This is a genomic window from Sphaerisporangium sp. NPDC049003 (genome assembly GCF_043197795.1).
Classification (GTDB): Bacteria; Actinomycetota; Actinomycetes; order Streptosporangiales; family Streptosporangiaceae; genus Sphaerisporangium.
The window spans coordinates 44,092-66,207 of record NZ_JBICTU010000002.1 but is presented as its reverse complement, the minus strand read 5'-3'; the positions used below and the strand labels follow the sequence as shown (position 1 = coordinate 66,207).

The window sequence follows — 22,116 nt, the reverse complement described above, 5'->3', positions numbered from 1 at the left end:
GCAGATGGGTCGGTGCGGGGGCCGTATCGGCAAGGAGGATTAATTGCGGAATTCAGCTTGGCGTATCGGGACCGCGATGGCGGTCCTGGCAACCGGGCTCGCGGCCTGTGGTGGTCAGTCCTCGACGACCACGGGCGGCACGACGGCGGCGGGAGGGGACTCCTCCACCACCAAGGTCGGCATCCTGCACTCCCTGAGCGGCACCATGGCGATCAGCGAGGTCACCGTCCGTGACGCGGAACTGCTCGCGATCGAGGAGATCAACGCCGCCGGAGGCGTGCTCGGCAAGAAGCTCGTGCCCGTGGTGGAGGACGGCGCGTCCGACTGGCCCACCTTCGCCGAGAAGGCCACCAAGCTGATCGCGCAGGACAAGGTCGCCACGGTCTTCGGCGGCTGGACGTCGGCGAGCCGCAAGGCCATGCTCCCGGTCTTCGAGAAGCGCAAGGCCCTGCTGTGGTACCCCGTGCAGTACGAGGGCCTGGAGAGCTCGCCGTACATCTTCTACACGGGCGCCACGACCAACCAGCAGATCGTGCCCGGCCTCGACTATCTCAGGGAAAAGGGCAAGAAGAAAATCTTCCTGGTCGGCAGCGACTACGTCTTCCCGCGTACGGCCAACAAAATCATCAAGGCGTACGCGGCGGCGAACGGAATGCAGGTTCTCGGCGAGGAATACACCCCGCTCGGCCACACCGAATACAGCACGCTCGTGAACAAGGTGGTCCAGGCCCGACCCGACGCGGTGTTCAACACGCTCAACGGCGACAGCAACGTGGCCTTCTTCAAGCAGTTGAAGAGCGCCGGGATCACCGCCGAGCGGATGCCCGTCATGTCGGTGAGCGTCGCCGAGGAGGAGGTCAAGGGCATCGGCGTCGACAACGTCGCCGGCCACCTGGTGGCCTGGAACTACTACCAGACCACCGGCAACCCGGCGAACAAGAAGTTCGTCGAGGCATTCAAGGCGAAGTATGGCGCCGACCGGGTGACCTCCGACCCGATGGAGGCCGGCTACAACGCCGTCTACCTGTGGGCCGAGGCGGTCAAGAAGGCCGGCTCGACCGACGTCGAGGCCGTGAAGAAGGCCGCGGGCGGCATCACCCTGAAACGGCCCGAGGGCTCCGTCACCATCGACGGCGAGAACCAGCACATGTACAAGACCGCCAGGATCGGCGTCGTCGAACCGGACGGCCAGATCAAGGAGGTCTGGAACTCCGGCAAGCCGATCAAGCCCGACCCCTACCTCAAGACCTACCCCTGGGCCGGTGGTCTCGCCTAGCGGCGAGGCGGCCCACATGAACGTGGCCGGGTCGAGGGGGAGTCTCCACCCGGCCACCCACGACGGGTCCGGAACGCGGGCGCGACCCGACCGCGGACATGACCGCGGCGCGGAGACGCGGCGCGGCCCGCGTTCCGGAACCGATCGAAGGGACCAGGGGACCAGGGGACCAGGGGCGAGGACAGGCACGAGCACGAGGAGAGCCCCATCAGCGACAGCGACAGCGACACGGCCGCCCGGCGGCCGGCGAAAGCGACGCGGCGAGCGGAGATGACGCGGCGGGCGAAAGCGACGCGGCGAGCGGAGATGACGCGGCGGGCGGAGACGACGCGGCGGGGGGACACGCGGGGAAGGGCGCGGGAGGTGAGGCCGCGATGGAGGCCATAGTCAACCAGCTTCCCATCGGGCTCTCGATCGGGGCGGTGCTGCTGCTCATCGCGCTGGGCCTGACCTTCACGTTCGGCCAGATGGGCGTGATCAACATGGCGCACGGCGAGTTCATCATGGCCGGCGCCTACACCGCGTACCTGCTCCAGGGCTGGGCGGGACGCCAGGCGGTGCTGGTGGCGCTGCCGGTGGCGTTCGGCGTGGCCGGGCTCATGGGCCTGATCCTGGAGCGCGCCGCGATCCGGCACTTCTACGGCCGCCCCCTCGACACCCTGCTGCTCACCTGGGGCGTCAGCCTGGTGTTGCAGCAACTCGCGAGGGACCTGTTCGGCGCCCCCAACGTGCAGGTGCGGGCGCCGGCCTGGCTGCAGGGCGGCTTCGGCATCCTGCCGTACAACCGGCTCTTCATCTTCGCGCTGGCCGTCGCCAGTGTCGTGGCGATCTGGGGCTACATGAGCCGTACGTCCCAGGGGCGCCGCATGCAGGCGGTCATGCAGAACCGCCGGCTCGCCGCCGTCATGGGCATCGACACCGGACGGGTGGACCAACTCACGTTCTTCATCGGCTCGGGCCTCGCCGGCGTCGCCGGGGTCGCGCTCACGCTGATCGGTCCCGTCGGCCCCGCCCTCGGCACGTACTACATCGTGGACGCGTTCCTCGTCGTGGTCGCCGGCGGCCTCGGGCAACTGCGCGGCGCGGTGATCGCGGCGGCCGCGCTGGGGCTGCTCAACTCGTACGCGGAGTTCTGGACCGACGCCAGCCTGGCCAAGGTCATCGTCTTCGTGGCGATCATCGCGTTCCTCCAGGTACGGCCGCAGGGCCTGTTCGTGCTCAGATCGCGGGCGCTGACATGACCACGACCGTGCGCGACGTCGTCCGGCTCGCGCCGCCGGAGCCCGGCCGGCCCTGGCTCGCCCGGCTTCGCGGGCCGGCCGTGTTCGTCCTGATAGCCGTGGTGGCGCTTGTGGTGGTGCCGCTGGTGCTGGAGCCCTTCCGGCTCGGGCTCCTGGCCAAGTACCTCTGCTTCGGCATCGTGGCGCTCGGCATCGGGCTGGCGTGGGGCCAGGGCGGCATGCTCACCCTCGGCCAGGGCGTTTTCTTCGGGCTCGGCGGCTACGCCATGGGCATGTACCTCAAGCTCCACGACGCCGGGGGCGACCTGCCTGACTTCATGGTGTGGAGCGGCGTCGAGAGGCTGCCCGCGCTGTGGATCCCGTTCGAGAACCCGATCTTCGCCGTCGCCTTCGCCGTCATCGGGCCCGTCCTGCTCGCGGTGCTGCTCGGGTCGCTGGTGTTCCGGCAGCGCGTGCGGGGCGCCTATTTCGCGATCCTCACGCAGGCGCTGGCCGCCGCGATGGTCATCCTCCTGGTCGGGCAGCAGGGCCTGACCGGCGGGACGAACGGCCTCACCAACTTCTTCGACCTGTTCGGGCAGGACCTGGCCGTCGACGGCACGCAGCGCGGGCTGTACGTCGTCGTGGCGGCCGTCCTCGGTGCGCTGTACCTGGTGGCCTGGCAGCTCGTGCGGAGCAGGTTCGGCAGGCTGCTGGTCGCGATCAGGGACGGCGAGGACCGGGTGCGCTTCCTCGGGTACAACCCGGCGACCGTCAAGACCATCACCTTCGCCGTCTCGGCGGGCATGGCCGGCCTCGCGGGGGCGCTGTTCGTACCCGTCGTCGGCATCATCTCGCCCGCGCTGCTCGGCGTCGTGCCGTCCCTGGAGCTCGTCGTGGCGGTGGCGGTCGGCGGGCGGTTCTCGCTGGCGGGGGCCGTGCTCGGCGCGGTGGTCATGGGGTACGCCAAGACCTCCTTCAGCGAGGAGTTCGCCGACGGCTGGCTCTATCTTCAAGGAGCGCTGTTCATCCTGGTCATGACGCTGGCGCCCAAGGGCGTCCTCGGCCTGGCCGCGACCGTACGCGACCTGCTGCCGCCGAGGAGGGCACGCGCATGAGCGGCGCGCTGCTGGAGGTGAGGGACCTGTCGGTGGTGTTCGACGGGTTCCGGGCGATCGACGGGGTCGACTTCACGGTCGAGCAGGGGGAGCTGCGCTTCCTCATCGGCCCGAACGGCGCGGGCAAGACCACGTTGATCGACGTGATCACCGGCCTGACCAGGCCGGCCGGAGGCTCGGTGCGGTTCGAGGGCTGGGACCTCGTCGGGCGCAGGGAACACGAGATCGTCCGCATGGGGGTCGGGCGCACGTTCCAGACCTCGGTGGTGTTCGAGCAGCTGACCGTCGTGGAGAACCTCGACCTGGCCGCCTCGTTCCGCCGGCCGCTGTGGTCGCTGACTCGGCGGCGGCGCGGCGTGTCCGACACCGTCGCCGCGGCGATGGCGACCACCGGGCTCGACGCGCTCGCCGCCCGGCCGGCCGGGGTGCTGTCCCACGGCCAGCGGCAGTGGCTAGAGATCGGCATGCTCATCGCCCAGCGCCCGAGGCTGCTGCTCCTGGACGAGCCGGTCGCCGGGATGTCGGGGGACGAGCGGGCGCGTACGGGCGAGCTGCTCACCGAGATCGCCAAGGATCACACGGTCATCGTGGTCGAGCACGACATGGACTTCCTGCGGCGGTACGCGTCCCAGGTGACGGTGCTGCACGAGGGGAAGGTGCTCGTGGAGGGCTCCGTCGACCAGGTCAGGGCGGACCCTCGCGTCCAGGAGGTGTATCTCGGCCGTGCCAAGGAAAGGGGCGGGGGCCCGGCCGTGGGTTCAGGTGCGAGTGAGGGTGCGCGAACGGGCGCCGGTGCCGGTGCCGGTTCGGGCACCGGAGAGGTGGAGTGATGCTGTCGGTACAGGGACTGGAGTCGGGGTACGGCAGGGCGCGCGTGCTGTTCGGCGTGTCGTTCGACGTGCGGCCCGGCAGCCTGGTCTGCGTCATGGGACGCAACGGCGTGGGCAAGACCACGCTGCTCAACACCGTCATGGGGGTGCTGCCCGCCACGGCGGGCACCGTCACGTTCGAGGGCAAGGACGTGACGCGGCTGCGGCCCCACGAGCGGGTGCGGCTCGGCCTGGGATACGTCCCCCAGGGGCACGAGACGTTCCCGCAGCTCAGCGTGATGGGGAACCTCCTGGTGACGGTGGAGGCCTCCCCGCACAAGGATCCCACCGCGATCGAGGAGGCCCTCACGGTCTTCCCCCGGCTCAAGCCGCTGCTGAAACGGCGGGCGGGCTTCCTGTCGGGGGGCCAGCAGCAGCAACTGGCCATGGCGCGGGCCCTGGTCACCCGCCCCAAGCTGCTGATCCTCGACGAGCCCACCGAGGGCATCCAGCCGTCGATCATCTTGGAGATCGAGGAGGCCATCGAGCACCTGCACGCCTCCGGGCTCGCCGTGCTCCTCGTCGAGCAGTACCTCGACCTCGCGCTCCGGCTCGCCGACCGCTTCATCATCCTCGACGCGGGCCACGTGGTACGCGCTGGCGGCGCCGAGGAACTCCACGAGGAGGAGGTCCACCGCCTGCTGGCCGTCTGACCCGTCAGGCCGGCGACCGCCCCGCCCGCTCGGTCTCGATGGCAAGGTGGGAGTAGTGGTAGTCGAACGCCGGGCGCTCGGAGCGGATCGGCGGCAGGAACAGGAAGTTGTGCCGGGGCGGCGGGCACGACGTCACCCATTCCAGCGAGTTGCCGAAGCCCCACGGGTCGTCCACGGTCACCTTCGGGGCGTGTTTCCAGGTGAGCCAGATGTTGTACAGGAACGGCAGCGTCGAGGCCCCGAGGATGAACGCGCCTATCGAGGAGACCATGTTGAGGGTGGTGAAGCCGTCGCTCGGGGAGTAGTCGGCGTAGCGGCGCGGAAAGCCCTCGGTGCCGAGCCAGTGCTGCACCAGGAAGGTGGTGTGGAAGCCGATGAACAGCGTCCAGAAGTGCCACTTGCCCAGCGTCTCGTTGAGCATCCTGCCGGTGAGTTTCGGCCACCAGAAGTAGAACCCGGCGAACATCGCGAAGACGACGGTGCCGAAGACGGTGTAGTGGAAGTGCGCGACCACGAAGTAGGTGTCGCTCACGTGGAAGTCCAGGGGCGGCGAGGCGAGGATCACCCCGGTGAGCCCGCCCAGGAGGAAGGTGACCAGGAAGCCGACGGAGAAGAGCATCGGCGACTCGAAGGACAGGTGGCCCCGCCACATCGTGCCCACCCAGTTGAAGAACTTCACCCCGGTCGGCACGGCGATGAGGAACGACATGAACGAGAAGAACGGCAGCAGCACGTGACCGGTGACGAACATGTGATGGGCCCACACCACGGCTGACAGCCCCGCGATGGCGATCGTCGCCCCGACCAGGCCGATGTAGCCGAAGACCGGCTTGCGGCTGAAGACCGGCAACACCTCGGTGACGATGCCGAAGAACGGCAGCGCGATGATGTACACCTCGGGGTGCCCGAAGAACCAGAACAGGTGCTGCCACAGCAGGGCGCCGCCGTTCTCGGGCCGGAAGACGTGCGCGCCGAGCTTCCTGTCGATCTCCAGCACCAGCAGCGCGGCGGCCAGCACCGGGAAGGCCAGCAGCACGAGCACGCTGGTGAGCAGGATGTTCCAGGTGAAGATCGGCATGCGGAACATCGTCATGCCCGGGGCGCGCATGCAGATGATCGTGGTGATGAAGTTCACCGCGCCGAGGATCGTCCCGAGTCCCGACATGACCAGCCCGACGATCCACAGTTCCTTGCCGATCCCGGGTGAGTAGGTGTCGGTGGACAGGGGCGCGTAGGCGGTCCAGCCGAAGTCCGCCGGGCCGTCGGCGTTGAAGAACCCGGCGATGACGATCAGGCCGCCGAACAGGAACAACCAGTAGCTGAGCATGTTGAGCCGGGGGAACGCCACGTCGGGGGCGCCGATCTGCAGCGGCATGATCGCGTTCGCGAACCCGGCGAACAGCGGGGTGGCGAACAGCAGCAGCATGAGCGCGCCGTGCATGGTGAACAGCTCGTTGTAGTGCTTCTGGGTGACGAACTGGAGTCCCGGCTGGGCCAGCTCGGCACGGATGATCATCGCCATCACGCCCGCGAGCAGGAAGAACAGGAAGGACGTGACGAGGTAGAGGTTGCCGATGACCTTGTGGTCGGTGGTGGTCGCCCAGCCGATGATGATCTGGCCCTTGCGGACGGGCTTGCGGGGCTCCTCCGTCCGGGGTGCCTGGGTGGACGTCACGGGACCACCCCCTCATGGTCGCGTAGCGCTCGCACGACACACCCCCCGCCACGGACTGACAATCGTGCTACATGTGGTTGTAGTTCGATTACAGCCTGCTAAAGCCGCCTATTGGCGAAACGAGGGGCAAAGACCCGACCGCGGCGGCCACGCTTTCTTGACGAAACCCTGGCCGTCGTACGCGCTTGGGGCCGGGCTCACTGGTCGTAGCCCTCGACCTCGTCGACGGGGCGCGGGGTGGAGAAGTCGGGGTCCTCGCCGAACTCCCGGCGCGCCTTGCGCTGCCGCAGGAGGTCCCAGCACTGGTCCAGCGCCTGCTCCAGCTCGCTCACGCGGGCCTTCTCGTCGTCGGCGGACACCTCTCCCGTGCCGACCCGCTCACGCAGAAGGTGCTCCTCCGCGATGAGTTCCCTTATCTTGGTGAGGATCTCGCCATCCTGCATCTCGTGCCTCCTGTCTCCATTCGGAGCCTACGGGGTGAAGGGCGGCCGGCACCCGGCGAGGGCCGGTAGGGGTCCGACCCCCGTGATCGGCCGTCGCGTTCCGGTGACTCCCCGGGGTCTGCTACGGTCTGGGTATGCTGCGCGGGCTGCTTCTTAGCTGCCGCGGCGAGGGCCTGTAAGAGGCCGGCTCCCTCGCCGCGGAGCGAGCCATGCGCGTCGGCCGCTTGAGGGTTAATCCCGGTGGCGACCTCTCTCTGATTCGTCAGACCAGTTCAGGTGTGAAGTCCTGACGTGTGCCGCCCCGGTTCCGAAACCGATCAGGAGCACGCGATATGTATCCCCAGCAGCAGCCCAGCCCCATGCCCTTCCAGCGCTACGAGGCGTTCGCCCCCGTACGCCTGGCCGACCGCACCTGGCCCGACAAGGTCATCGAACGGGCCCCCCAGTGGTGCGCGGTCGACCTGCGCGACGGCAACCAGGCGCTGATCGACCCCATGGACCCCCACCGCAAGCTCCAGATGTTCGAGCTGCTGGTCCGCATGGGCTACAAGGAGATCGAGGTCGGTTTCCCCGCCGCCTCGCAGACCGACTTCGACTTCGTACGGCAGATCATCGAGGAGGGCCGCGTCCCCGATGACGTGGTGATCCAGGTGCTGACCCAGGCGAGGCCCGAGCTGATCGAGCGCACCTTCGAGGCGGTGCGGGGCGCCAAGCAGGCCATCGTCCACCTCTACAACTCCACCTCGACCCTGCAGCGCCGTGTGGTGTTCGGCCAGGACAAGGACGGCATCACGGCGATCGCCGTCGAGGGCGCGAAGCTGTGCAAGAAGCTCGCCGCCCAGATGGGCGACACCGAGATCTACTTCCAGTATTCGCCGGAGTCGTTCACCGGCACCGAGCTGGAGTACGCCGTCGAGGTCTGCGACGCCGTCAACGACGTCTGGCAGCCCACCCCCGACCGCAAGGTCATCATCAACCTGCCGGCCACCGTCGAGATGGCCACGCCGAACGTCTACGCCGACCAGATCGAGTGGATGCACCGCAACCTGGCCTACCGCGACTCGATCGTGCTGTCGCTGCACCCCCACAACGACCGGGGTACGGCCGTCGCCGCCGCCGAGCTGGGCTTCCAGGCCGGGGCCGACCGCATCGAGGGCTGCCTGTTCGGCAACGGCGAGCGCACCGGCAACGTCTGCCTGGTCACGCTGGGCATGAACCTCTTCAGCCAGGGCGTCGACCCGATGATCGACTTCGGCGACATCGACGAGATCCGCCGCGTCGTGGAGTACTGCAACCAGCTCCCCGTCCACCCTCGCCACCCGTACGGCGGCGAGCTGGTCTACACCGCCTTCTCCGGCTCCCACCAGGACGCCATCAAGAAGGGCCTGGAGGCGCTGGAGCGCGACGCGACGGCGGCCGGGGTGCCGGTCGACGACTTCGCGTGGGCCGTGCCGTACCTGCCGATCGACCCCAAGGACGTCGGCCGCACCTACGAGGCCGTCATCCGGGTCAACAGCCAGTCCGGCAAGGGCGGCGTGGCCTACATCATGAAGGCCGAGCACGGCTTCGACATGCCGCGGCGCCTGCAGATCGAGTTCTCCGGCGTCATCCAGTCCCACACCGACGCCGAGGGCGGCGAGGTCACCCCCGCCCAGATGTGGGACGTCTTCAGAGACGAGTTCCTGCCGAACCCGGCGAAGCCCTGGGGCCGCTTCGGCCTGCTCGCCCACCGCAACGTCTCGCAGGTCGACGAGAAGGACGCCATCAGCGCCGACATCCGCGTCGACGGCCAGATCCGCGAGATCGAGGGCGTGGGCAACGGGCCCATCTCGGCGTTCGTCGACGCGCTGAGCAGCGTCGGGGTCGAGGTGAGGGTGCTCGACTACACCGAGCACGCCATGAGCGCCGGCAGTGACGCCAGGGCCGCCGCCTACGTCGAGTGCCAGGTCGGCGCCCGGGTCCTGTGGGGCATCGGCGTCGACGCCAACACCGTCACCGCCTCCCTCAAGGCCATCCTCTCCGCCGTGAACCGCGCCTCCCGCCCCTGATCCCCGACCCCTGAGCCGGCGCCCTCTCCGTCATGGGCGCCGGCTCACCGCCTTCGCGTACGCGACGAGGCCCCAAACCGTCCCATCTAAGAGACGAATGGGATGGTTGTTAATTGCCAGTTTGATGCGGAAGGCCGCCGTGACGTAGTCCGTTCATGAGGAGGGCGAGCAGGCGGTCGGCTTGAGCTGAGCGGTCCGGGGCGTCCTGGGCGGCCCAGGCGATGGCGCCGACCATCTTCAGCACATCCGCTTCATCCGCAACGGCGACGACCATGCCTGATTGCCGCGCCCGCGCCAGCAACGCGGCCCCTACCTCGAACATTTCCGCATGCCAGGTCGATACCAGGCCATTCCCGTGGTCGAGCGCCGAGTTCATCACCGCGGCCGCCAGGCCCCGATAGGTCAAGGCATGCGTGAGCGCAGCACGCAACCACGTGGACAACGCGTCGAACTCGTCCTCGGCTGACAGCAGCCCGCGACCAAGGTCGACCAACCCGGCTATCTGCTCGGCGAGGACAGCCTCGATGAGATCCAGCCGAGCGGGGAAATGCCGATACAGCGTCCCGCTGGCCACTCCTGCCCGCCGAGCGATCTCGTCCAAGGAGGCGTCCACGCCGAACTCGGCGAACGCAATTCGCGCCTGCTCGACCAACTGCTCGTAGTTACGTCGGGCGTCTGCTCGCCTCGGACGCCCGGCACGCGACCGCGATTCGTGGCCTGCCAGCGCAATCACCACACCCTTGCTAACCGGGGACACAGTCCGCTACCGTGCCCCCATCTAACCGGACCATGCCTCACTTTACTGGCACGGCTCACCCCGAGCATGGAGGGGCCACCCCAATGGCGCTGACGGAACACGACCGGATCGACATCAACGACCTGATCAATCTCCATGGCCACCTCACGGACGCGGGCGAGCTGGACCGAGCGGGTGAGCTGTTCACCCCAGATGTCACCTATGACCTGGACGACTTCGGCCTCGGCTCGTTGCACGGGACCGCGGCCATACGTGAGGCCGCGCTCGCATTGGGCGACGCCAACCCGGTCGGCCACCACGTCACCAACATCGTGATCACCGAAATCGACGATCGCTCGGCGCGGGTCCGATCCAAAGGAATCGGCATCAAGGCCGACGGAACGGCCGGCAGTGTCGTCTACGACGACATCGTCACGCGCCAACCCGGCGGCTGGAAGATCAGCTATCGCAGGATAACCGCCAGGCGAGCGGCGCTCGGCGAGCAAGAAGCCGGTCCGCGTGAGGTTCTGGAGCGTTGGCGAAAAGCCTCTATCCGCCAGTCCGCCCATGACATGGGCCGTATGTACGCGGTCGACGCGGTCCATGAGTTCCCGTTCACACGCCCGGGCGTGCCGTCCCGGCTTGTGGGCCGGGACGAGATCGTGCGTTGGACAGCCGCAGTGTGGAAGACCAACACGTTCAAGTACGAGCGTTACCGCACCCTTGCCATCTACGACACCAACGATCCAGACACGATCATCGTCGAGCAGGAAGCCCTCGGGACCAGCGCGTCCACCGGCGAGTTCGCGCTTCCCAACATCGTTGTGCTCACCGTGCGCAACGGGCAGATCGCCCATCTGCGCGACTACGTCAACATCCTGGCAGCCGCAGCCGCCATGGGGCGCGATATGTAAAGGCTGAAACCGTACACGGAACCGAACGTGAGACGGGTGAGCGCGTCCAGTTGGTCAGCCCTGCGCGGGCCACACCTGTCCTGCTAGGTGGATCGACACATGCGTCTAGCATGTCGGCAGAGTAGCGTCCAACGTGCCAGCAGACCTCCGGCCAAAGTGGCAGTAACCTTGCGACCAGCGTGCCAGGAAACCGGCGGCCAACATGTCGTTGGAGGGTCCACTGTGTCATGCTGACCTGGTGGTCATCCCTTCGCAGACCCCTCTCGGCAGGGTTGTTCCTCGGCACGCGAGTGTGGCTGTCGGGGAGGCCCTGGCCGATACCCGCGTCGTGCTCGTCAATGGTGTGCGCCAGTGTGGCAAGAGCACATTGGTCCGGCTTCTGGCCAAGGACCGTGCGGCCGAGTGGCGCAATCTCGACACGCCTGTGGTTCGGCAGGCCGCCCTCACTGATCCGGCCGGTTTCGTCGCCTTCCCGGAACTCATGGTGATCGACGAGATCCAGCGGGTGCCCGATCTGTTACTGGCCATCAAAGAGCAGGTGGACACCCACCCGCGGCCAGGTCGTTATCTGCTGACCGGATCAGCGCGAGTGCTGGGCCTAAGGGCGCTTCCGGATCTACTGCCCGGCCGGATGGAGACCATCGAGCTCTGGCCCTTCTCTCAGGGCGAGATCGAGGGCACCGCCGACGGCTTCGTGGACGCCCTCTTCGCCGAGGGTGAGCGTCTCAGCCACACGTCGGCGGTCACGCGCAACGAGTACGCGGAGCGGATAGTCAGAGGGGGTTTTCCCGAGGCTGTCGCTCGATCGAATCCTCGGCGGCGAGAGCGGTTCTTCGACTCGTACGTGTCCGACCTCATCGCACGAGACGTGAGCCAGTTGGCGGAGATCGAACGAGGACCGCAGATGCGTGCCCTCGTGCGGCTGCTGGCCGCGCGGTCGGGTCAGCTTCTGGTCGCCAACGCGATGAGCACCGCCGCCGGGCTGTCCGCGACGACTGTCCATCGTTATCTGGCGCTGCTCGACGAGGTGTTCCTGACCAAGCGCATCCCCGCGTGGTCACGCAACATCAGCAGCCGTGCGATCAGTACACCGAAGGTCGCGTTCGTGGATTCGGGGGTGGCCGCGAACCTTCTTGGCGCCGACTCCAGGAGCTTGGTGCGACCAGAGGGTCTGTTCGGCCCCCTCCTTGAAGGGTTCGTCCTCATGGAACTGGCCCGCCAGCTGACCTGGTCCGAGCAGCGCGCCGAGTTGTTCCACTATCGCACCAAGGACCAGGTCGAGGTGGATGCCGTCCTGGAGAACCGCCAGGGCCAAGTGATCGGCATCGAGATCAAAGCATCATCGACCGTTCGGTCCGACGACTTCAGGGGGCTGCGACACCTGGCCGATCGCCTTGGTGATGACTTCATCGTCGGAGTCGTTCTTTACACGGGCACGCAGACCCTCCCCTTTGGCGATCGGATGCGCGCCATGCCGGTGAGCGCCCTCTGGGAAGGGCTCTGAGCATGCCCATCCGGTCGGACCCGGCCCCGATTCGTGACTCTCCGTGTTCGTGGTGTCACACTCCTTCTTGATCGTTTTTATCAGGAGGAGAAGGCATGATCCATAAGAGTGTGAAGTCGTGCGCCGCGGTCGTCCTGGGCGCGGGTCTGCTCGTGGCAGGCGCCACCTCCGCCGACGCGGCGGCTCCCGCCTCCCGGCGGAGCCTCGCGGGCCCGGTCCGGTCGCTGCCGCCCCAGCGGAACGTCCCCGACCTGGACGCGCCGGGCCCGGCCAAGCCCGTCTCCTATCCGCCGGACGGCCAGACCCGGCGACGGCCCGGCTACCTCACCATCCAGGCCCCCGCGCACACCCGTATCGTCGGCCTGAACCTGCGTTGCCCGGGGGCGGTCTGCCCGGACACGATCGCGCCCGACCGCAGATCGGCCACCGCCCAGCTTCGCGCCGGCACCTGGACCTTCGTCCGTCCCCTGGACGTGCAGATCGCGGCGGACGGTGACGCCCCGCTGGCCGGTGGCCGGTTCAGCGGCACCTTCACCCTGGACGGGGCCGTCCAGCCGCTGACGGTCATCATCAAGCCCGGCACGCAGGGCGCCTTGTCGGCGTATCTCAGGAACAGCGGCGGCACCGGGGTCAGGGTGGTCTTCCTCGACCACGGCAGCGCGACGGAGGCCTCAGGCCTCCAGGCGGAGGACGTCATCACGTCCTTCGACGGGGTGCGGACGCCGACGATCACCGAGCTGGACCACGCGCTGAGGGGCAAGCGCGCCCGGGCGACGTTTCCCGTCACCGTCATCCGGAGGGGTGCCGTGGTGAACCTCCAGGTCACGCTGGACCAGGAGGGCTAGTCACCCGCCGGAGGAGGCGCCGCGGTCCAGGCCCAGCAGCCGGGCCTGGACCAGGGCCGTGTGGTCGAACGTCGCGTCGCGGTCCTCCTCGATGACGCCCTTGTACATGCCGAACAGCTCGAAGCTGACCACGCCGTAGATGTAGGTCCAGGACTCCAGCGCACGCAGGATGAGGTCGTCGGGGAGGTCGACGAACAGGGCCTCGCGCAACCGCGCGGCGTCGGGCGCGAAGGAGGCGGGGGCGGGCGGGAGCCCGGCCATCGGCGACAACTCGCCCGCCACGTGGGCGTCGCGCAGGATGGCCCCCATGACGATCCCGTCCCGGGCGGCCGGCGCGGCGGTGTCCTGGGGCGCGACGTAGCCGGGCACCGGCGAGCCGTGGATCAGCGCGTACTCGTGCGGATGGGCGAGCGCCCAGGTGCGTACGGCCCGGCAGGCGGCCATCCAGCGGTCGAGGTGACGGTCGCGGGGGCACGCCGCGTCGGCCTGCTCGACGGCGGTGCCGACCGCGTCGAACGCCTCGATGATGAGCGCGGTGAGCAACTCGTCGCGGCTCGGGAAGTAGCGGTAGATGGCCGACGACACCATGCCCAGCTCCCGGGCGACGGCCCGCAGGGACAGCCCCGCCGCCCCCTCGACGGCCAGCTGGCGCCGCGCCACATCCTTGATCTCACTGATCAGCTCGGCACGGACACGTTCGCGCGCGGTACGGCTGGCGTTCATCCTCCCCACGCTACCAGAGCACTGACATGAAACGAGAGCGACGATCCCGAGACGGAGCGGTCCGGCCGTACCTGGACCCACCGGAAGGATCGGTCCGGATCCTTCCGCCAGAGAGACCGGCTTGTCGACGGTTCAGTCACGGCGGATGGTTGAGGGTCCTGGCGGGTCGGTGCGGGATCTGCCCTGACGATCACCAGCTCCGGCGCACGATCTTCTCGGCCCTTGGGCCCGGCGACCCTGGCCCGTAAGCTCGGAGCCGTCTCCCGCAGGTGACGAGAAGGAGCGCCCCATTTCCACCCCGCCCAGCTTCGCGGATTTGCTGCGCCACCATCGGCACGCGGCACGTCTCACACTGGAACAGCTCGCCGAGGCATCGGGGGTCAGTGCCCGGACCCTGTCGGACATGGAGCGCGGACGCAGCACAGGACCCCAGCACCGGACCGCCACCGCTCTGGCGCAGGCGCTCTCGCTCGGGGAGGACGACCGTACGCAGCTCATCGATCTGGCCCGAGAGGGCCGGCTAAGGGATCACTGGACGCGTCCGACCGGCCTGTGTGAGCCGCCTCGGACGGTTGACGACTTCACCGGCCGTGCCGGGGAGCTCGCCTGGGTGGAGGACTTCGTGCGCGCCGGCGACACGCCGGGTGCCGCCGGCGTCGCCCTCATCACCGGCTCTGCCGGTCTGGGCAAGACCACGTTCGCCGTCCGCGCCGCCCATGTCCTGCGGCCGAACTTTCCGGACGGAGTGTTCTTCGTCGACCTGTTCGGCATGTCTCCCCGGCCTGTCTCCGCGTACGACGCCCTGACGCAACTACTCCGTGCGCTCGGCACCGCCGATCGGCACATGCCCCACGACCCCCTGGAGCGCGCCTCGTTATACCGGTCGCTGCTGCGGGAGCGGCGCGCCCTGGTCGTGCTCGACAACGCCGGGTCGGAGGAGCAGATACGCCCGGTCCTTCCAGGCAGCGGCCGAAGCAGAGCGTTCGCGACGAGCCGGCGGCTGCTGGCCGGTCTGGAGGGTGTCCACAGGCTGAGTCTCGGCCCGTTGCCGCCGGTGGAAGCGGCCGAGTTGCTGACGGGGATCTTGGGCAAGCGTGGTTACTCGGACGGCGGAGCGGCGATCAGCGAGCTTGCTCAGCTGTGTGGCGGCCTGCCGCTGGCCCTGCGGATCGTCGGGAACCGGTTGGTCAGCCGGCCTGGCTGGCATGCCGCCGACTTCGTCGGCCGGCTGGCGGATGAGGAGCGGCGCCTCGACCAGCTCAGAGCCGGTGACCTCAAGATCGCGACCGCGTTCGGGATGTCCTACGAGCAACTCGCGGTGCCCGCGCGGCGGGTCTTCCGCCGGCTGGCCCTGGTGCCCGGCCGGGACTTCGACGCCGCCCTCGCCGCGGTGCTCGGCGGCGTCTCGGTCGAGGATGCCTGGGACGCCCTCGACGAGCTCGTCGACCTCGGCCTGCTGGAGGACGGCGCGTCGGGCCGTTACCGCTTCCACGACCTGGTCCGGCTGTTCGCCCGCGATCGGCTGCACGCGGAGGAGACCGGGGCCGGGCGCGACGCGCTCGCCGAGACGATGACGTCGTGGCTGCTGCGGATGGCCACCATGGCGGGGCGGTGGTTCGGCCCCCAGCCTGACCGTCCCGGCCGGTCAGATGCCGATCTGGAGGATTTCGCCTCCGCCGAGGAGGCCGAGCACTGGCTGCGCGTCAATGCGGACAACTGGCTGGGCGCGCTGCGGTACGCGTCAGGGGCGGCCCGGCACCTGGACGTCCTGGACTGCGCCGAGTCGATGCACTGGTTCTCCGACCGATGGATTCACGGGCCGCATTGGCGGGAGGTCTTCACGCTCGGCGCCGAGGCCGCCGCCGCACTCGGCGACACGCCGCAGCACGCCACGCAGCTCAACTATCTGGCCTGGGTGCACCTGGTGCCGCCCGTCGACCTGGAAGCCACGATGCGATACGCGGCCGAGGCGCTGGACCTCGCCATCCGCAGCGGTGCCACAGCACAGATCGCCTGGGCGCACCAGTACGCGGGAACGGCGCTGCTGCACCTTGGACGGACCGGCGAGGCCTTCGACTCCCTGACGAAGGCCTCGGAGATGTTCAAGGCCGACGCCGACATCGACGCCTACTGCCAGAGCCTGAGCAATCTCGGCGACTGCCTGGTCAGCGACGGACGCCATGAGGCGGCGCTGGAGCATCTCCTCATGGTGCGCGCCCTGCTGGACGACGAGGACTCGGGGATGTCACCGGACATCGTGTCGCTCACCCGGCCTCAGGTGCTGGCCCGCGTCGGCCAATGTCTCGGGCGGCTCGGCCGCAGGGCCGAAGCGATCACCACGCTGACCGAGGCGATCGCTCTCATGGAGCCGTTCCAGATGTTCGGTTCACAGGCGCGCGCCCTGGAGACACTCGCGGCCGTCCTCGCTGAGGACGGCCGGACCGAGGAGAGCAGCCAAGCCTACGCGCGTGCGGCCGAGGCGTTCGAGGCGATCGGTGACGCGGGGCCGGCCGGGCGCTGCCGCGACCTGGCGGACGCTCTTCGCTGAGCCGCCCAGAGCCGGTCGTCTCGGGATTTCTGCGTGCTGTTCTGCGTGGTCCGCGATCGTCCACGCGACTTGAATGAAGCACATTGAACAGGCATCGGGCCTGTTCGGCCAGCGCAGGAGCGACCATGACAACCATCACGAACATCGTGCTCGTGCACGGCGGCTTCGTGGACGGGTCCGGGTGGCAGGGCGTCTACGACGACCTCGCCACCGACGGCTTCCAGATCCGGATCGTCCAGAACCCGACCCTGTCGCTCGACGGTGACGTCGCCGCGACCCGCCAGGTCCTGGACGCGCTGGACGGCCCGGCCGTGCTCGTCGGCCACTCCTACGGCGGGGTCGTCATCAGCGAAGCCGGCACCCACCCCAACGTGGCGGCGCTGGCGTACATCGCGGCGTTCGCGCCCGACAAGGGCGAATCGGTCTCCACGCTCATCGCCGACCCGCCGCCCGGGGCGCCGGTTCCGCCGATCCTGCCCCCGCGCGACGGCTTCCTCTACCTCGACCGTGACAAGTTCCACGGCGCGTTCGCCGCCGACCTGCCCGCGCGGACGGCCGCGTTCATGGCCGACGCTCAGGTTCCCTGGGGTGTGGACGCCCTCGGCGGAGCGGTCACCGAGCCGGCCTGGCGGCACAAGCCGAGCTGGTACCTCGTGGCCATCGACGACCGCATGATCCCGCCGCCGGCTCAGCGCGCCATGGCCGAGCGCGCCGGAGCGTCGGTCGTCGAAGCCGTCGGCAGCCATGCCGTCTACGTCTCCCAGCCCGCCGTGGTCGCCGACCTCATCCGCCAGGCCGCCGCCTGACCGCCGAATCGACGTGACGCTCGTCGACAACCCGCGCCGCCGCTTCAGCCCAGGCGCGACCCCCTGAGTGCTGCCCCGGGAATCCCGGGGCAGCACTGTCCATGTCAGGAGCCCATGTGAGCCCCGCCTCCGACCCGTTGCTGCCCGGTACACACACCATGAGCGTTCAGGGCGTCCTTCAGCGCTTCCACGTGGCGGGCTCCGGCCCGCTCTGCCTCGTCCATTCCGGCGGGCCCGGGATCGGCTGGGAGTACCTGCGGATGCCGGAACTGGAGCAGCATCTGACGCTGGTCTACCTGGAGCCGATCGGAACCGGCGGATCGGGACACCTGTCCCGGCCGCAGGACTACCGCATCGACACCTACGCCCATTTCCTGCACGGCGTCGTGGAGCATCTGGGCGCGCCGAGACCGTTCCTGCTCGGCCACTCCCACGGCGGACTCGTGGCGCAGCGCTACGCGTTCACCCACCCCACCGTCCTGGCGGGCCTGATCTTGTACGACACCTCGCCACGCACGGGGGAGGAGTTCTGGAACCAGGCGCTCAGCAACCTCGACCTCCTCCCGGAGCGTCACCCCGGCCAGCCTGAGGCGGCCGGTATCCCGGAGGCTTTCCGGAAGACCTTGGCCGCCACCGACAACGAATCCTGCACCCAGGGTCTGCGTGCCGTCCTGCCTGCCTACTTCGCCGACTACTGGGCCCACGAGTCCGACCTGGCCCCCATCCGGGCCACCGTGCGCGCGTGGGTCGACCCGATGCGCGCCGGGGAGGACCCCTTCGACAGCCGCGACCGGCTCCGCGACATCACCGCGCCCACCTTGGTCATCAGCGGGGGCCACGACTTCGTCTGCGGACCCGTTTGGGGACGGCTGCTGCACGAGGGCATCGCGCGCTCTCGGTTCGTCCTGCTGAAGGACAGTGGCCATCTGGGGCATCTCGAAGAACCCGGGGCTTTCACCTCGGCGATCGTCGATTTCGTCCTCGGTGCCGGCCGGCCGGTGGATTCCCGCACGCCGGCTCCATCTGCGGCGACTTCTGGTCGTTCGGCTGCTCGGCCCTGGATCCAGCGGACTCGATGATCCATCGCTCGTGAGGAGAGCGTTGGGTTAATTCGAGAGCAGTGCTCTTGACTACACGTGCTCTCTTGAGAGAGCATTGCTCTCGAAGCGGAGCGATGTAAACCTCACAAGCGGGAGCGCGAAGATGTCGGCCATGTCCAAGGGCGCCAACGCCGCCCTGATGTTCTTCCTGGAGCTGAGCGTCTACGGGGCCGTCTGCTACTGGGGTTTCACGTTCGGCTCCGAGTGGTGGCTGAAGATCCTCTTGGGAGTCGGCGGTCCTGTCGTGTTCGCGGTCGTATGGGGCGTCTTCGGGTCGCCGAAGGCGAGCCTCCCGGTGCACGGTCTGGCCCGCGCCGCCCTGGAGATCGTCTGGTTCGGCGGTGGCATCGCCGCCGCCGCTGGCGCCGGCCTCATCACCACGTCAGTGGTGTTCGCCGCCCTCTTCGTCGTGAACGCGATCCTGCGGATCGTCTGGAACCAGGTCTGAGCACGACCCCCCGAACAGATAGGAAGGTCGAATCATGGGCAAGCACGTCATCGTCGGCGCCGGGCAGGTCGGCTCGCAGCTCGCGGAGTCGCTCGCGGCGGGCGGTCACGAGGTCGTCGTCGTCACCAGGTCCGGATCCGGTCCGGCCGTGGCGGGGGTCACCCGGGTGGCGGCCGACGCCGGGGACGCGAGCCGGCTCACCGACCTCGCGAAGGGCGCCGACGCCCTCTACAACTGCGCGAACCCGCGGTACCACCGCTGGGCGCAGGACTGGCCCCCGATGGCGACGGCGCTGCTGACGGCGGCGGAGCGGAGCGGGGCCGTGCTGGTCACCCTCGGCAACCTCTACGTGTACGGGCCGGTCGACAGCCCGATGACCGAGGATCTGCCCCTGGCCGCGCCCGGGACGAAGGGGCGGGTGAGGGCGAAGATGTGGGCCGACGCGCTCGCCGCCCACCAGGCGGGGCGGGTACGGATCACCGAGGTACGCGGATCCGACTTCTTCGGGCCGGGGATGTCCGACCAGTCGATGTTCGGTGACCGCTTCGTCGCGCCGCTCCTGGCCGGGAAGACGGCGTGGATTCCCGCGGACCCCGACCAGCCGCACAGCCTGACGTATCTTCCGCACACCATCGCCTGGCTGCGCACCGCCACCCCCACCAAATGATCACCACGCCTCCCAGCCGGCGTACGCCCCATCCCACCCGCGATTTCGCCACCGCTGGCGCCGTCTCACCGCTCATCAACCCGACCGCCGATGACCTCGTTCACCGTGCGATCTCGTAGCCAGGACCCTACGCTGTGTAAGCGAAAGTGGATCGGGTCCTCTGCGGTGACATCAGAGTGTCGCGCACGGAGACTCGGAACGTGATCGATGAAAGGGCGCACGCCGGTGCATCTGCGGCGGGGCGCCCTATCCGGTGAATGGTCGATCGGCGATGATGATGACGGGCACGGCAAGGGGAGGAGGAACGCGACATGGACGACATCAGGACCCAGGCTGGTCTGCTGAATCAGAGCGATGCCGCACGCTTCCTCGATATCCGGCAGCAGACCTTCAACCGCTGGGCGCGGGGTTACGAACGGGGAAGTCCGCTTCTGCATGTCCTTCCCTTTGCCGGGTCGCGGGAGGCGACCGTGCCGTTCGTGGCCATGGCCGAGGCGTACGTCCTGGACGCACTGAAGCGGGCGGGAGTGAAGCCGCACAAGATTCGGCCGGCGCTTCAACGGCTGCAGAAGGAATTCGGGCACGAGTACGCCCTCCTTGCTCCCGAGTTGGCGACGGACGGCATCGACGTTCTCTGGGACTTCTCACGCACCAAAGCCGGTGCGGGGCTCATCGAGGCCAGAACCGGTCAGCATGTGATCCGCGAGATAGTGACCGACTACCTCGACTACGTCATGCGTGCCGAGGACGGCTTTCCCGGGAGTCTGCGCCTGCGAAGCTGCCTTCCCTCGAATGTGGTGGTCGACCCGCTTCGGGCGTTCGGGCAACCTATCTTCGCCGGTACACGCACGCGGGTAGCAGAGGTCGCCGCCATGATGAAGGCAGGCGAGGCGCCCGAGGTGATCGTCGATGAGCTCGGAGTCACGCTCGACGACGTCAGAACCGCCACCCGCATCCTCCTGGGCCACGCCGCCTGAGTTCTATCTCGATGAGAACAGCGTCAGCCGCAGCGTGCGCAAACTGCTGTCAGGCCTGGGGTTATCAGGTCCATACGCCGGCCGAGTTGTTCGGATCGCGAGACAAGGCACTCGGTGCGCCTGATGATCAATGGCTCCCGATGGTCGGGCAGCACGGCTGGGTAGTGATCGCGTCGGACATCCACATCTTCCAACGCCCGCATGAGCATCAGGCCTACCTCAAGGCCAAAGTCGTGGTGTTCCTTCTGCCGGGGGAGTCGAAGGTCGAGGAGCGCACGACATTGATCGCGCACAATCTGTCCGCGATGTGCAGTGAAGCCAGTCAGTTCCGCTCGGGCGTATGGCGGCTGACGTCGCGCGGGACCGAGCCGTACGTCGCGCCGGCAGCCAAGGAGAAGGGCGTCCGGCGCTCCAAGACGTGACATGCGAATCCTCTGGTGGCTTGCTCAGCCGGTCGACCCAGGGTTTCGTGACCGCCGGGCACGGTGGTGGCGGTGGCGGCCGTAGTCTCTCGGGATGGAGACCACGCGCGTGGCGATGATCGGGCTCGGGGACATCGCTGAGAAGGCCTATCTGCCGGTTCTGGGGGCGACTCCAGGGATCGATCTGCTGCTCTGCACGCGGAACAGGGCGACGCTCGACCGCCTGGGGGAGGCCTATCGCGTCCCGGCCAGGCACACCTCGGTCGAGCAGGTGATCGACGCCGGGATCGACGCGGCGTTCGTGCACGCGGCGACCCGGGCGCATGTGGAGATCGTGGAGTCGCTCCTGCTGGCCGGTGCGCACGTGTACGTCGACAAGCCGATCGCCTATGACCTGGCCGACGCCGAGAAGCTCGTACGGCTGGCGAGCGAGCGCGGGCGGTCGCTCATGGTGGGGTTCAACAGGAGGTACGCCCCTGGGTACGCGGGGCTGCGGGAGCTTCCGCGTGATCTGATCATCATGCAGAAGAACCGGGCAGGGCAGCCGGACGACCCACGCCGGGTGGTCTTCGACGACTTCATCCACGTGGTGGATACGCTGCGATTTCTCGCGCCGGGCGATATTTCGGAAATGTCGGTAGACCTGCGGCTCCGTGACGGGCTTCTGGAACACGTGGTCCTTCACCTCTCCGGACCGCCCTCTGGTGGGGGTTCCTCGTTCACGGCGATCGGGATCATGAGCAGGGTCAGCGGGGCGAGCGAGGAGACCTGCGAGGTGATCGGCGGTGGCGGCAAGCGCAGGGTCGTCAACCTCGGCGACGTGGCCGACCACTCCGGCGGGGAGACGGTGACCCGGCGCGGTGACTGGACCCCGGTCGCCCGGCAGCGCGGCATCGAGCGGCTCTGCCACGAGTTCCTCTCCTCGGTGCGGGACGGCCGCGTCATCTCGGCCGAGGACGCCCTCGCCACCCACGCCGTGTGCGAGGACATCGTCGCCCAGGCCCTCGGCGCGAAGGGCTCCTGCTAGGCGATCCTCTCGGAGGGCGCAGGGGCTTTCGGCGGTGAAAGACACACCCCTCACCCGTCCGGCACGCGGGGGAGGGGTGTGCCATGGGACGGGGAGG

The 22,116-nt window shown here is 68.6% G+C and carries 21 protein-coding genes; 17 read left to right on the top strand and 4 right to left on the bottom strand.

Annotation, left to right across the window (positions count from 1 at the left end; genetic code table 11):
• Positions 1-76 precede the first annotated feature (76 nt).
• The 5 genes from urtA (at position 77) to urtE (ending at position 5,136) form a co-directional block, all read left to right on the top strand.
• A complete protein-coding gene (urtA, locus tag ACGFIV_RS02255) occupies positions 77-1,276 on the top strand; it encodes an urea ABC transporter substrate-binding protein (protein WP_392831214.1) in 1,200 nt (399 codons plus the stop codon).
• Positions 1,277-1,650: 374 nt separating this feature from the next.
• Positions 1,651-2,517, top strand: coding sequence for an urea ABC transporter permease subunit UrtB (gene urtB, locus ACGFIV_RS02250; protein WP_392831212.1), 867 nt, complete (start codon positions 1,651-1,653; stop codon positions 2,515-2,517).
• Positions 2,514-3,614, top strand: coding sequence for an urea ABC transporter permease subunit UrtC (urtC, locus tag ACGFIV_RS02245; protein ID WP_358546295.1), 1,101 nt, complete (start codon positions 2,514-2,516; stop codon positions 3,612-3,614). The genes urtB and urtC overlap by 4 nt, the downstream gene beginning before the upstream one ends.
• Positions 3,611-4,444 (top strand): urea ABC transporter ATP-binding protein UrtD, encoded by an 834-nt coding sequence (urtD, locus tag ACGFIV_RS02240; RefSeq protein WP_358546297.1) that lies wholly within the window; start codon positions 3,611-3,613, stop codon positions 4,442-4,444. Before urtC ends, urtD begins: the two co-directional genes overlap by 4 nt.
• The gene (urtE, locus tag ACGFIV_RS02235) at positions 4,444-5,136 is read left to right on the top strand and encodes an urea ABC transporter ATP-binding subunit UrtE (RefSeq protein WP_358546299.1); all 693 of its coding nucleotides are present in this window, start codon (positions 4,444-4,446) and stop codon (positions 5,134-5,136) included. Before urtD ends, urtE begins: the two co-directional genes overlap by 1 nt.
• Positions 5,137-5,140: 4 nt before the next feature.
• Here the strand turns inward: urtE and ctaD are convergent, their stop codons facing one another.
• Both ctaD and ACGFIV_RS02225 read right to left on the bottom strand, forming a co-directional pair.
• Positions 5,141-6,811, bottom strand: a complete 1,671-nt coding sequence (gene ctaD / locus ACGFIV_RS02230) for a cytochrome c oxidase subunit I (RefSeq protein WP_392831206.1) — start codon at positions 6,809-6,811, stop codon at positions 5,141-5,143.
• A gap of 197 nt (positions 6,812-7,008) precedes the next feature.
• Positions 7,009-7,254 carry a DUF2630 family protein gene (locus tag ACGFIV_RS02225; protein ID WP_358546304.1) on the bottom strand — a complete coding sequence of 82 codons (246 nt, stop codon included), beginning with the start codon at positions 7,252-7,254 and terminating at the stop codon, positions 7,009-7,011.
• Positions 7,255-7,586: 332 nt separating this feature from the next.
• Here ACGFIV_RS02225 and leuA point away from each other — a divergent pair, with 332 nt between their 5' ends.
• Positions 7,587-9,302 (top strand): 2-isopropylmalate synthase, encoded by a 1,716-nt coding sequence (gene leuA / locus ACGFIV_RS02220; RefSeq protein WP_392831203.1) that lies wholly within the window; start codon positions 7,587-7,589, stop codon positions 9,300-9,302.
• Positions 9,303-9,411: 109 nt separating this feature from the next.
• Here leuA and ACGFIV_RS02215 read toward each other — a convergent pair whose 3' ends face one another.
• The gene (locus ACGFIV_RS02215) at positions 9,412-9,954 is read right to left on the bottom strand and encodes a TetR/AcrR family transcriptional regulator (protein ID WP_392831200.1); all 543 of its coding nucleotides are present in this window, start codon (positions 9,952-9,954) and stop codon (positions 9,412-9,414) included.
• A 188-nt stretch (positions 9,955-10,142) separates the two neighbouring features.
• Here ACGFIV_RS02215 and ACGFIV_RS02210 point away from each other — a divergent pair, with 188 nt between their 5' ends.
• From ACGFIV_RS02210 to ACGFIV_RS02200, 3 genes are all read left to right on the top strand, one after another.
• Entirely contained in the window at positions 10,143-10,952 is an 810-nt protein-coding gene (locus ACGFIV_RS02210) for a nuclear transport factor 2 family protein (RefSeq protein ID WP_358546310.1), read from the top strand.
• Positions 10,953-11,244: 292 nt separating this feature from the next.
• Positions 11,245-12,456 carry an ATP-binding protein gene (locus tag ACGFIV_RS02205; protein WP_392831195.1) on the top strand — a complete coding sequence of 404 codons (1,212 nt, stop codon included), beginning with the start codon at positions 11,245-11,247 and terminating at the stop codon, positions 12,454-12,456.
• 95 nt (positions 12,457-12,551) lie between these two features.
• Positions 12,552-13,301, top strand: a complete 750-nt coding sequence (locus ACGFIV_RS02200; RefSeq protein ID WP_358546316.1) for a PDZ domain-containing protein — start codon at positions 12,552-12,554, stop codon at positions 13,299-13,301.
• Here ACGFIV_RS02200 and ACGFIV_RS02195 read toward each other — a convergent pair whose 3' ends face one another.
• Positions 13,302-14,024, bottom strand: a complete 723-nt coding sequence (locus ACGFIV_RS02195) for a TetR/AcrR family transcriptional regulator (RefSeq protein WP_358546319.1) — start codon at positions 14,022-14,024, stop codon at positions 13,302-13,304.
• A 316-nt stretch (positions 14,025-14,340) separates the two neighbouring features.
• Here ACGFIV_RS02195 and ACGFIV_RS02190 point away from each other — a divergent pair, with 316 nt between their 5' ends.
• The 8 genes from ACGFIV_RS02190 (at position 14,341) to ACGFIV_RS02155 (ending at position 22,019) form a co-directional block, all read left to right on the top strand.
• The gene (locus ACGFIV_RS02190) at positions 14,341-16,572 is read left to right on the top strand and encodes an ATP-binding protein (RefSeq protein ID WP_392831191.1); all 2,232 of its coding nucleotides are present in this window, start codon (positions 14,341-14,343) and stop codon (positions 16,570-16,572) included.
• Between the two features lie 125 nt (positions 16,573-16,697).
• On the top strand, positions 16,698-17,378 hold the full coding sequence (locus tag ACGFIV_RS02185) for an alpha/beta hydrolase (RefSeq protein ID WP_358546324.1): 681 nt from the start codon (positions 16,698-16,700) through the stop codon (positions 17,376-17,378).
• A 116-nt stretch (positions 17,379-17,494) separates the two neighbouring features.
• Positions 17,495-18,457 (top strand): alpha/beta hydrolase, encoded by a 963-nt coding sequence (locus ACGFIV_RS02180; protein WP_358546327.1) that lies wholly within the window; start codon positions 17,495-17,497, stop codon positions 18,455-18,457.
• A gap of 124 nt (positions 18,458-18,581) precedes the next feature.
• Complete coding sequence (locus ACGFIV_RS02175) at positions 18,582-18,926, top strand: YrdB family protein (protein WP_358546330.1); 345 nt, start codon at positions 18,582-18,584, stop codon at positions 18,924-18,926.
• A gap of 34 nt (positions 18,927-18,960) precedes the next feature.
• Positions 18,961-19,593 carry an NAD-dependent epimerase/dehydratase family protein gene (locus ACGFIV_RS02170; protein ID WP_358546333.1) on the top strand — a complete coding sequence of 211 codons (633 nt, stop codon included), beginning with the start codon at positions 18,961-18,963 and terminating at the stop codon, positions 19,591-19,593.
• A gap of 311 nt (positions 19,594-19,904) precedes the next feature.
• Positions 19,905-20,570 (top strand): DUF433 domain-containing protein, encoded by a 666-nt coding sequence (locus ACGFIV_RS02165; RefSeq protein ID WP_358546336.1) that lies wholly within the window; start codon positions 19,905-19,907, stop codon positions 20,568-20,570.
• Positions 20,571-20,581: 11 nt separating this feature from the next.
• Positions 20,582-20,992, top strand: a complete 411-nt coding sequence (locus ACGFIV_RS02160) for a hypothetical protein (RefSeq protein WP_358546339.1) — start codon at positions 20,582-20,584, stop codon at positions 20,990-20,992.
• A gap of 94 nt (positions 20,993-21,086) precedes the next feature.
• Complete coding sequence (locus ACGFIV_RS02155; RefSeq protein WP_358546342.1) at positions 21,087-22,019, top strand: Gfo/Idh/MocA family oxidoreductase; 933 nt, start codon at positions 21,087-21,089, stop codon at positions 22,017-22,019.
• Positions 22,020-22,116: the final 97 nt, after the last annotated feature.

What these genes read in the sequence shown, in the direction of transcription:
- leuA (WP_392831203.1), top strand. Translation starts at nt 7,587, where the DNA reads ATGTATCCCCAGCAGCAGCCCAGCCCCATGCCCTTCCAGCGCTACGAG.
- urtA (WP_392831214.1), top strand. Translation starts at nt 77, where the DNA reads ATGGCGGTCCTGGCAACCGGGCTCGCGGCCTGTGGTGGTCAGTCCTCG.
- urtE (WP_358546299.1), top strand. Translation starts at nt 4,444, where the DNA reads ATGCTGTCGGTACAGGGACTGGAGTCGGGGTACGGCAGGGCGCGCGTG.
- urtC (WP_358546295.1), top strand. Translation starts at nt 2,514, where the DNA reads ATGACCACGACCGTGCGCGACGTCGTCCGGCTCGCGCCGCCGGAGCCC.
- ACGFIV_RS02170 (WP_358546333.1), top strand. Translation starts at nt 18,961, where the DNA reads ATGGGCAAGCACGTCATCGTCGGCGCCGGGCAGGTCGGCTCGCAGCTC.
- urtD (WP_358546297.1), top strand. Translation starts at nt 3,611, where the DNA reads ATGAGCGGCGCGCTGCTGGAGGTGAGGGACCTGTCGGTGGTGTTCGAC.
- ACGFIV_RS02175 (WP_358546330.1), top strand. Translation starts at nt 18,582, where the DNA reads ATGTCGGCCATGTCCAAGGGCGCCAACGCCGCCCTGATGTTCTTCCTG.
- ACGFIV_RS02225 (WP_358546304.1), bottom strand. Translation starts at nt 7,254, where the DNA reads ATGCAGGATGGCGAGATCCTCACCAAGATAAGGGAACTCATCGCGGAG.
- ACGFIV_RS02160 (WP_358546339.1), top strand. Translation starts at nt 20,582, where the DNA reads ATGAGAACAGCGTCAGCCGCAGCGTGCGCAAACTGCTGTCAGGCCTGG.
- ACGFIV_RS02185 (WP_358546324.1), top strand. Translation starts at nt 16,698, where the DNA reads ATGACAACCATCACGAACATCGTGCTCGTGCACGGCGGCTTCGTGGAC.
- ACGFIV_RS02195 (WP_358546319.1), bottom strand. Translation starts at nt 14,024, where the DNA reads ATGAACGCCAGCCGTACCGCGCGCGAACGTGTCCGTGCCGAGCTGATC.
- ACGFIV_RS02165 (WP_358546336.1), top strand. Translation starts at nt 19,905, where the DNA reads ATGGACGACATCAGGACCCAGGCTGGTCTGCTGAATCAGAGCGATGCC.
- ACGFIV_RS02155 (WP_358546342.1), top strand. Translation starts at nt 21,087, where the DNA reads ATGGAGACCACGCGCGTGGCGATGATCGGGCTCGGGGACATCGCTGAG.
- ACGFIV_RS02210 (WP_358546310.1), top strand. Translation starts at nt 10,143, where the DNA reads ATGGCGCTGACGGAACACGACCGGATCGACATCAACGACCTGATCAAT.
- urtB (WP_392831212.1), top strand. Translation starts at nt 1,651, where the DNA reads ATGGAGGCCATAGTCAACCAGCTTCCCATCGGGCTCTCGATCGGGGCG.
- ACGFIV_RS02200 (WP_358546316.1), top strand. Translation starts at nt 12,552, where the DNA reads ATGATCCATAAGAGTGTGAAGTCGTGCGCCGCGGTCGTCCTGGGCGCG.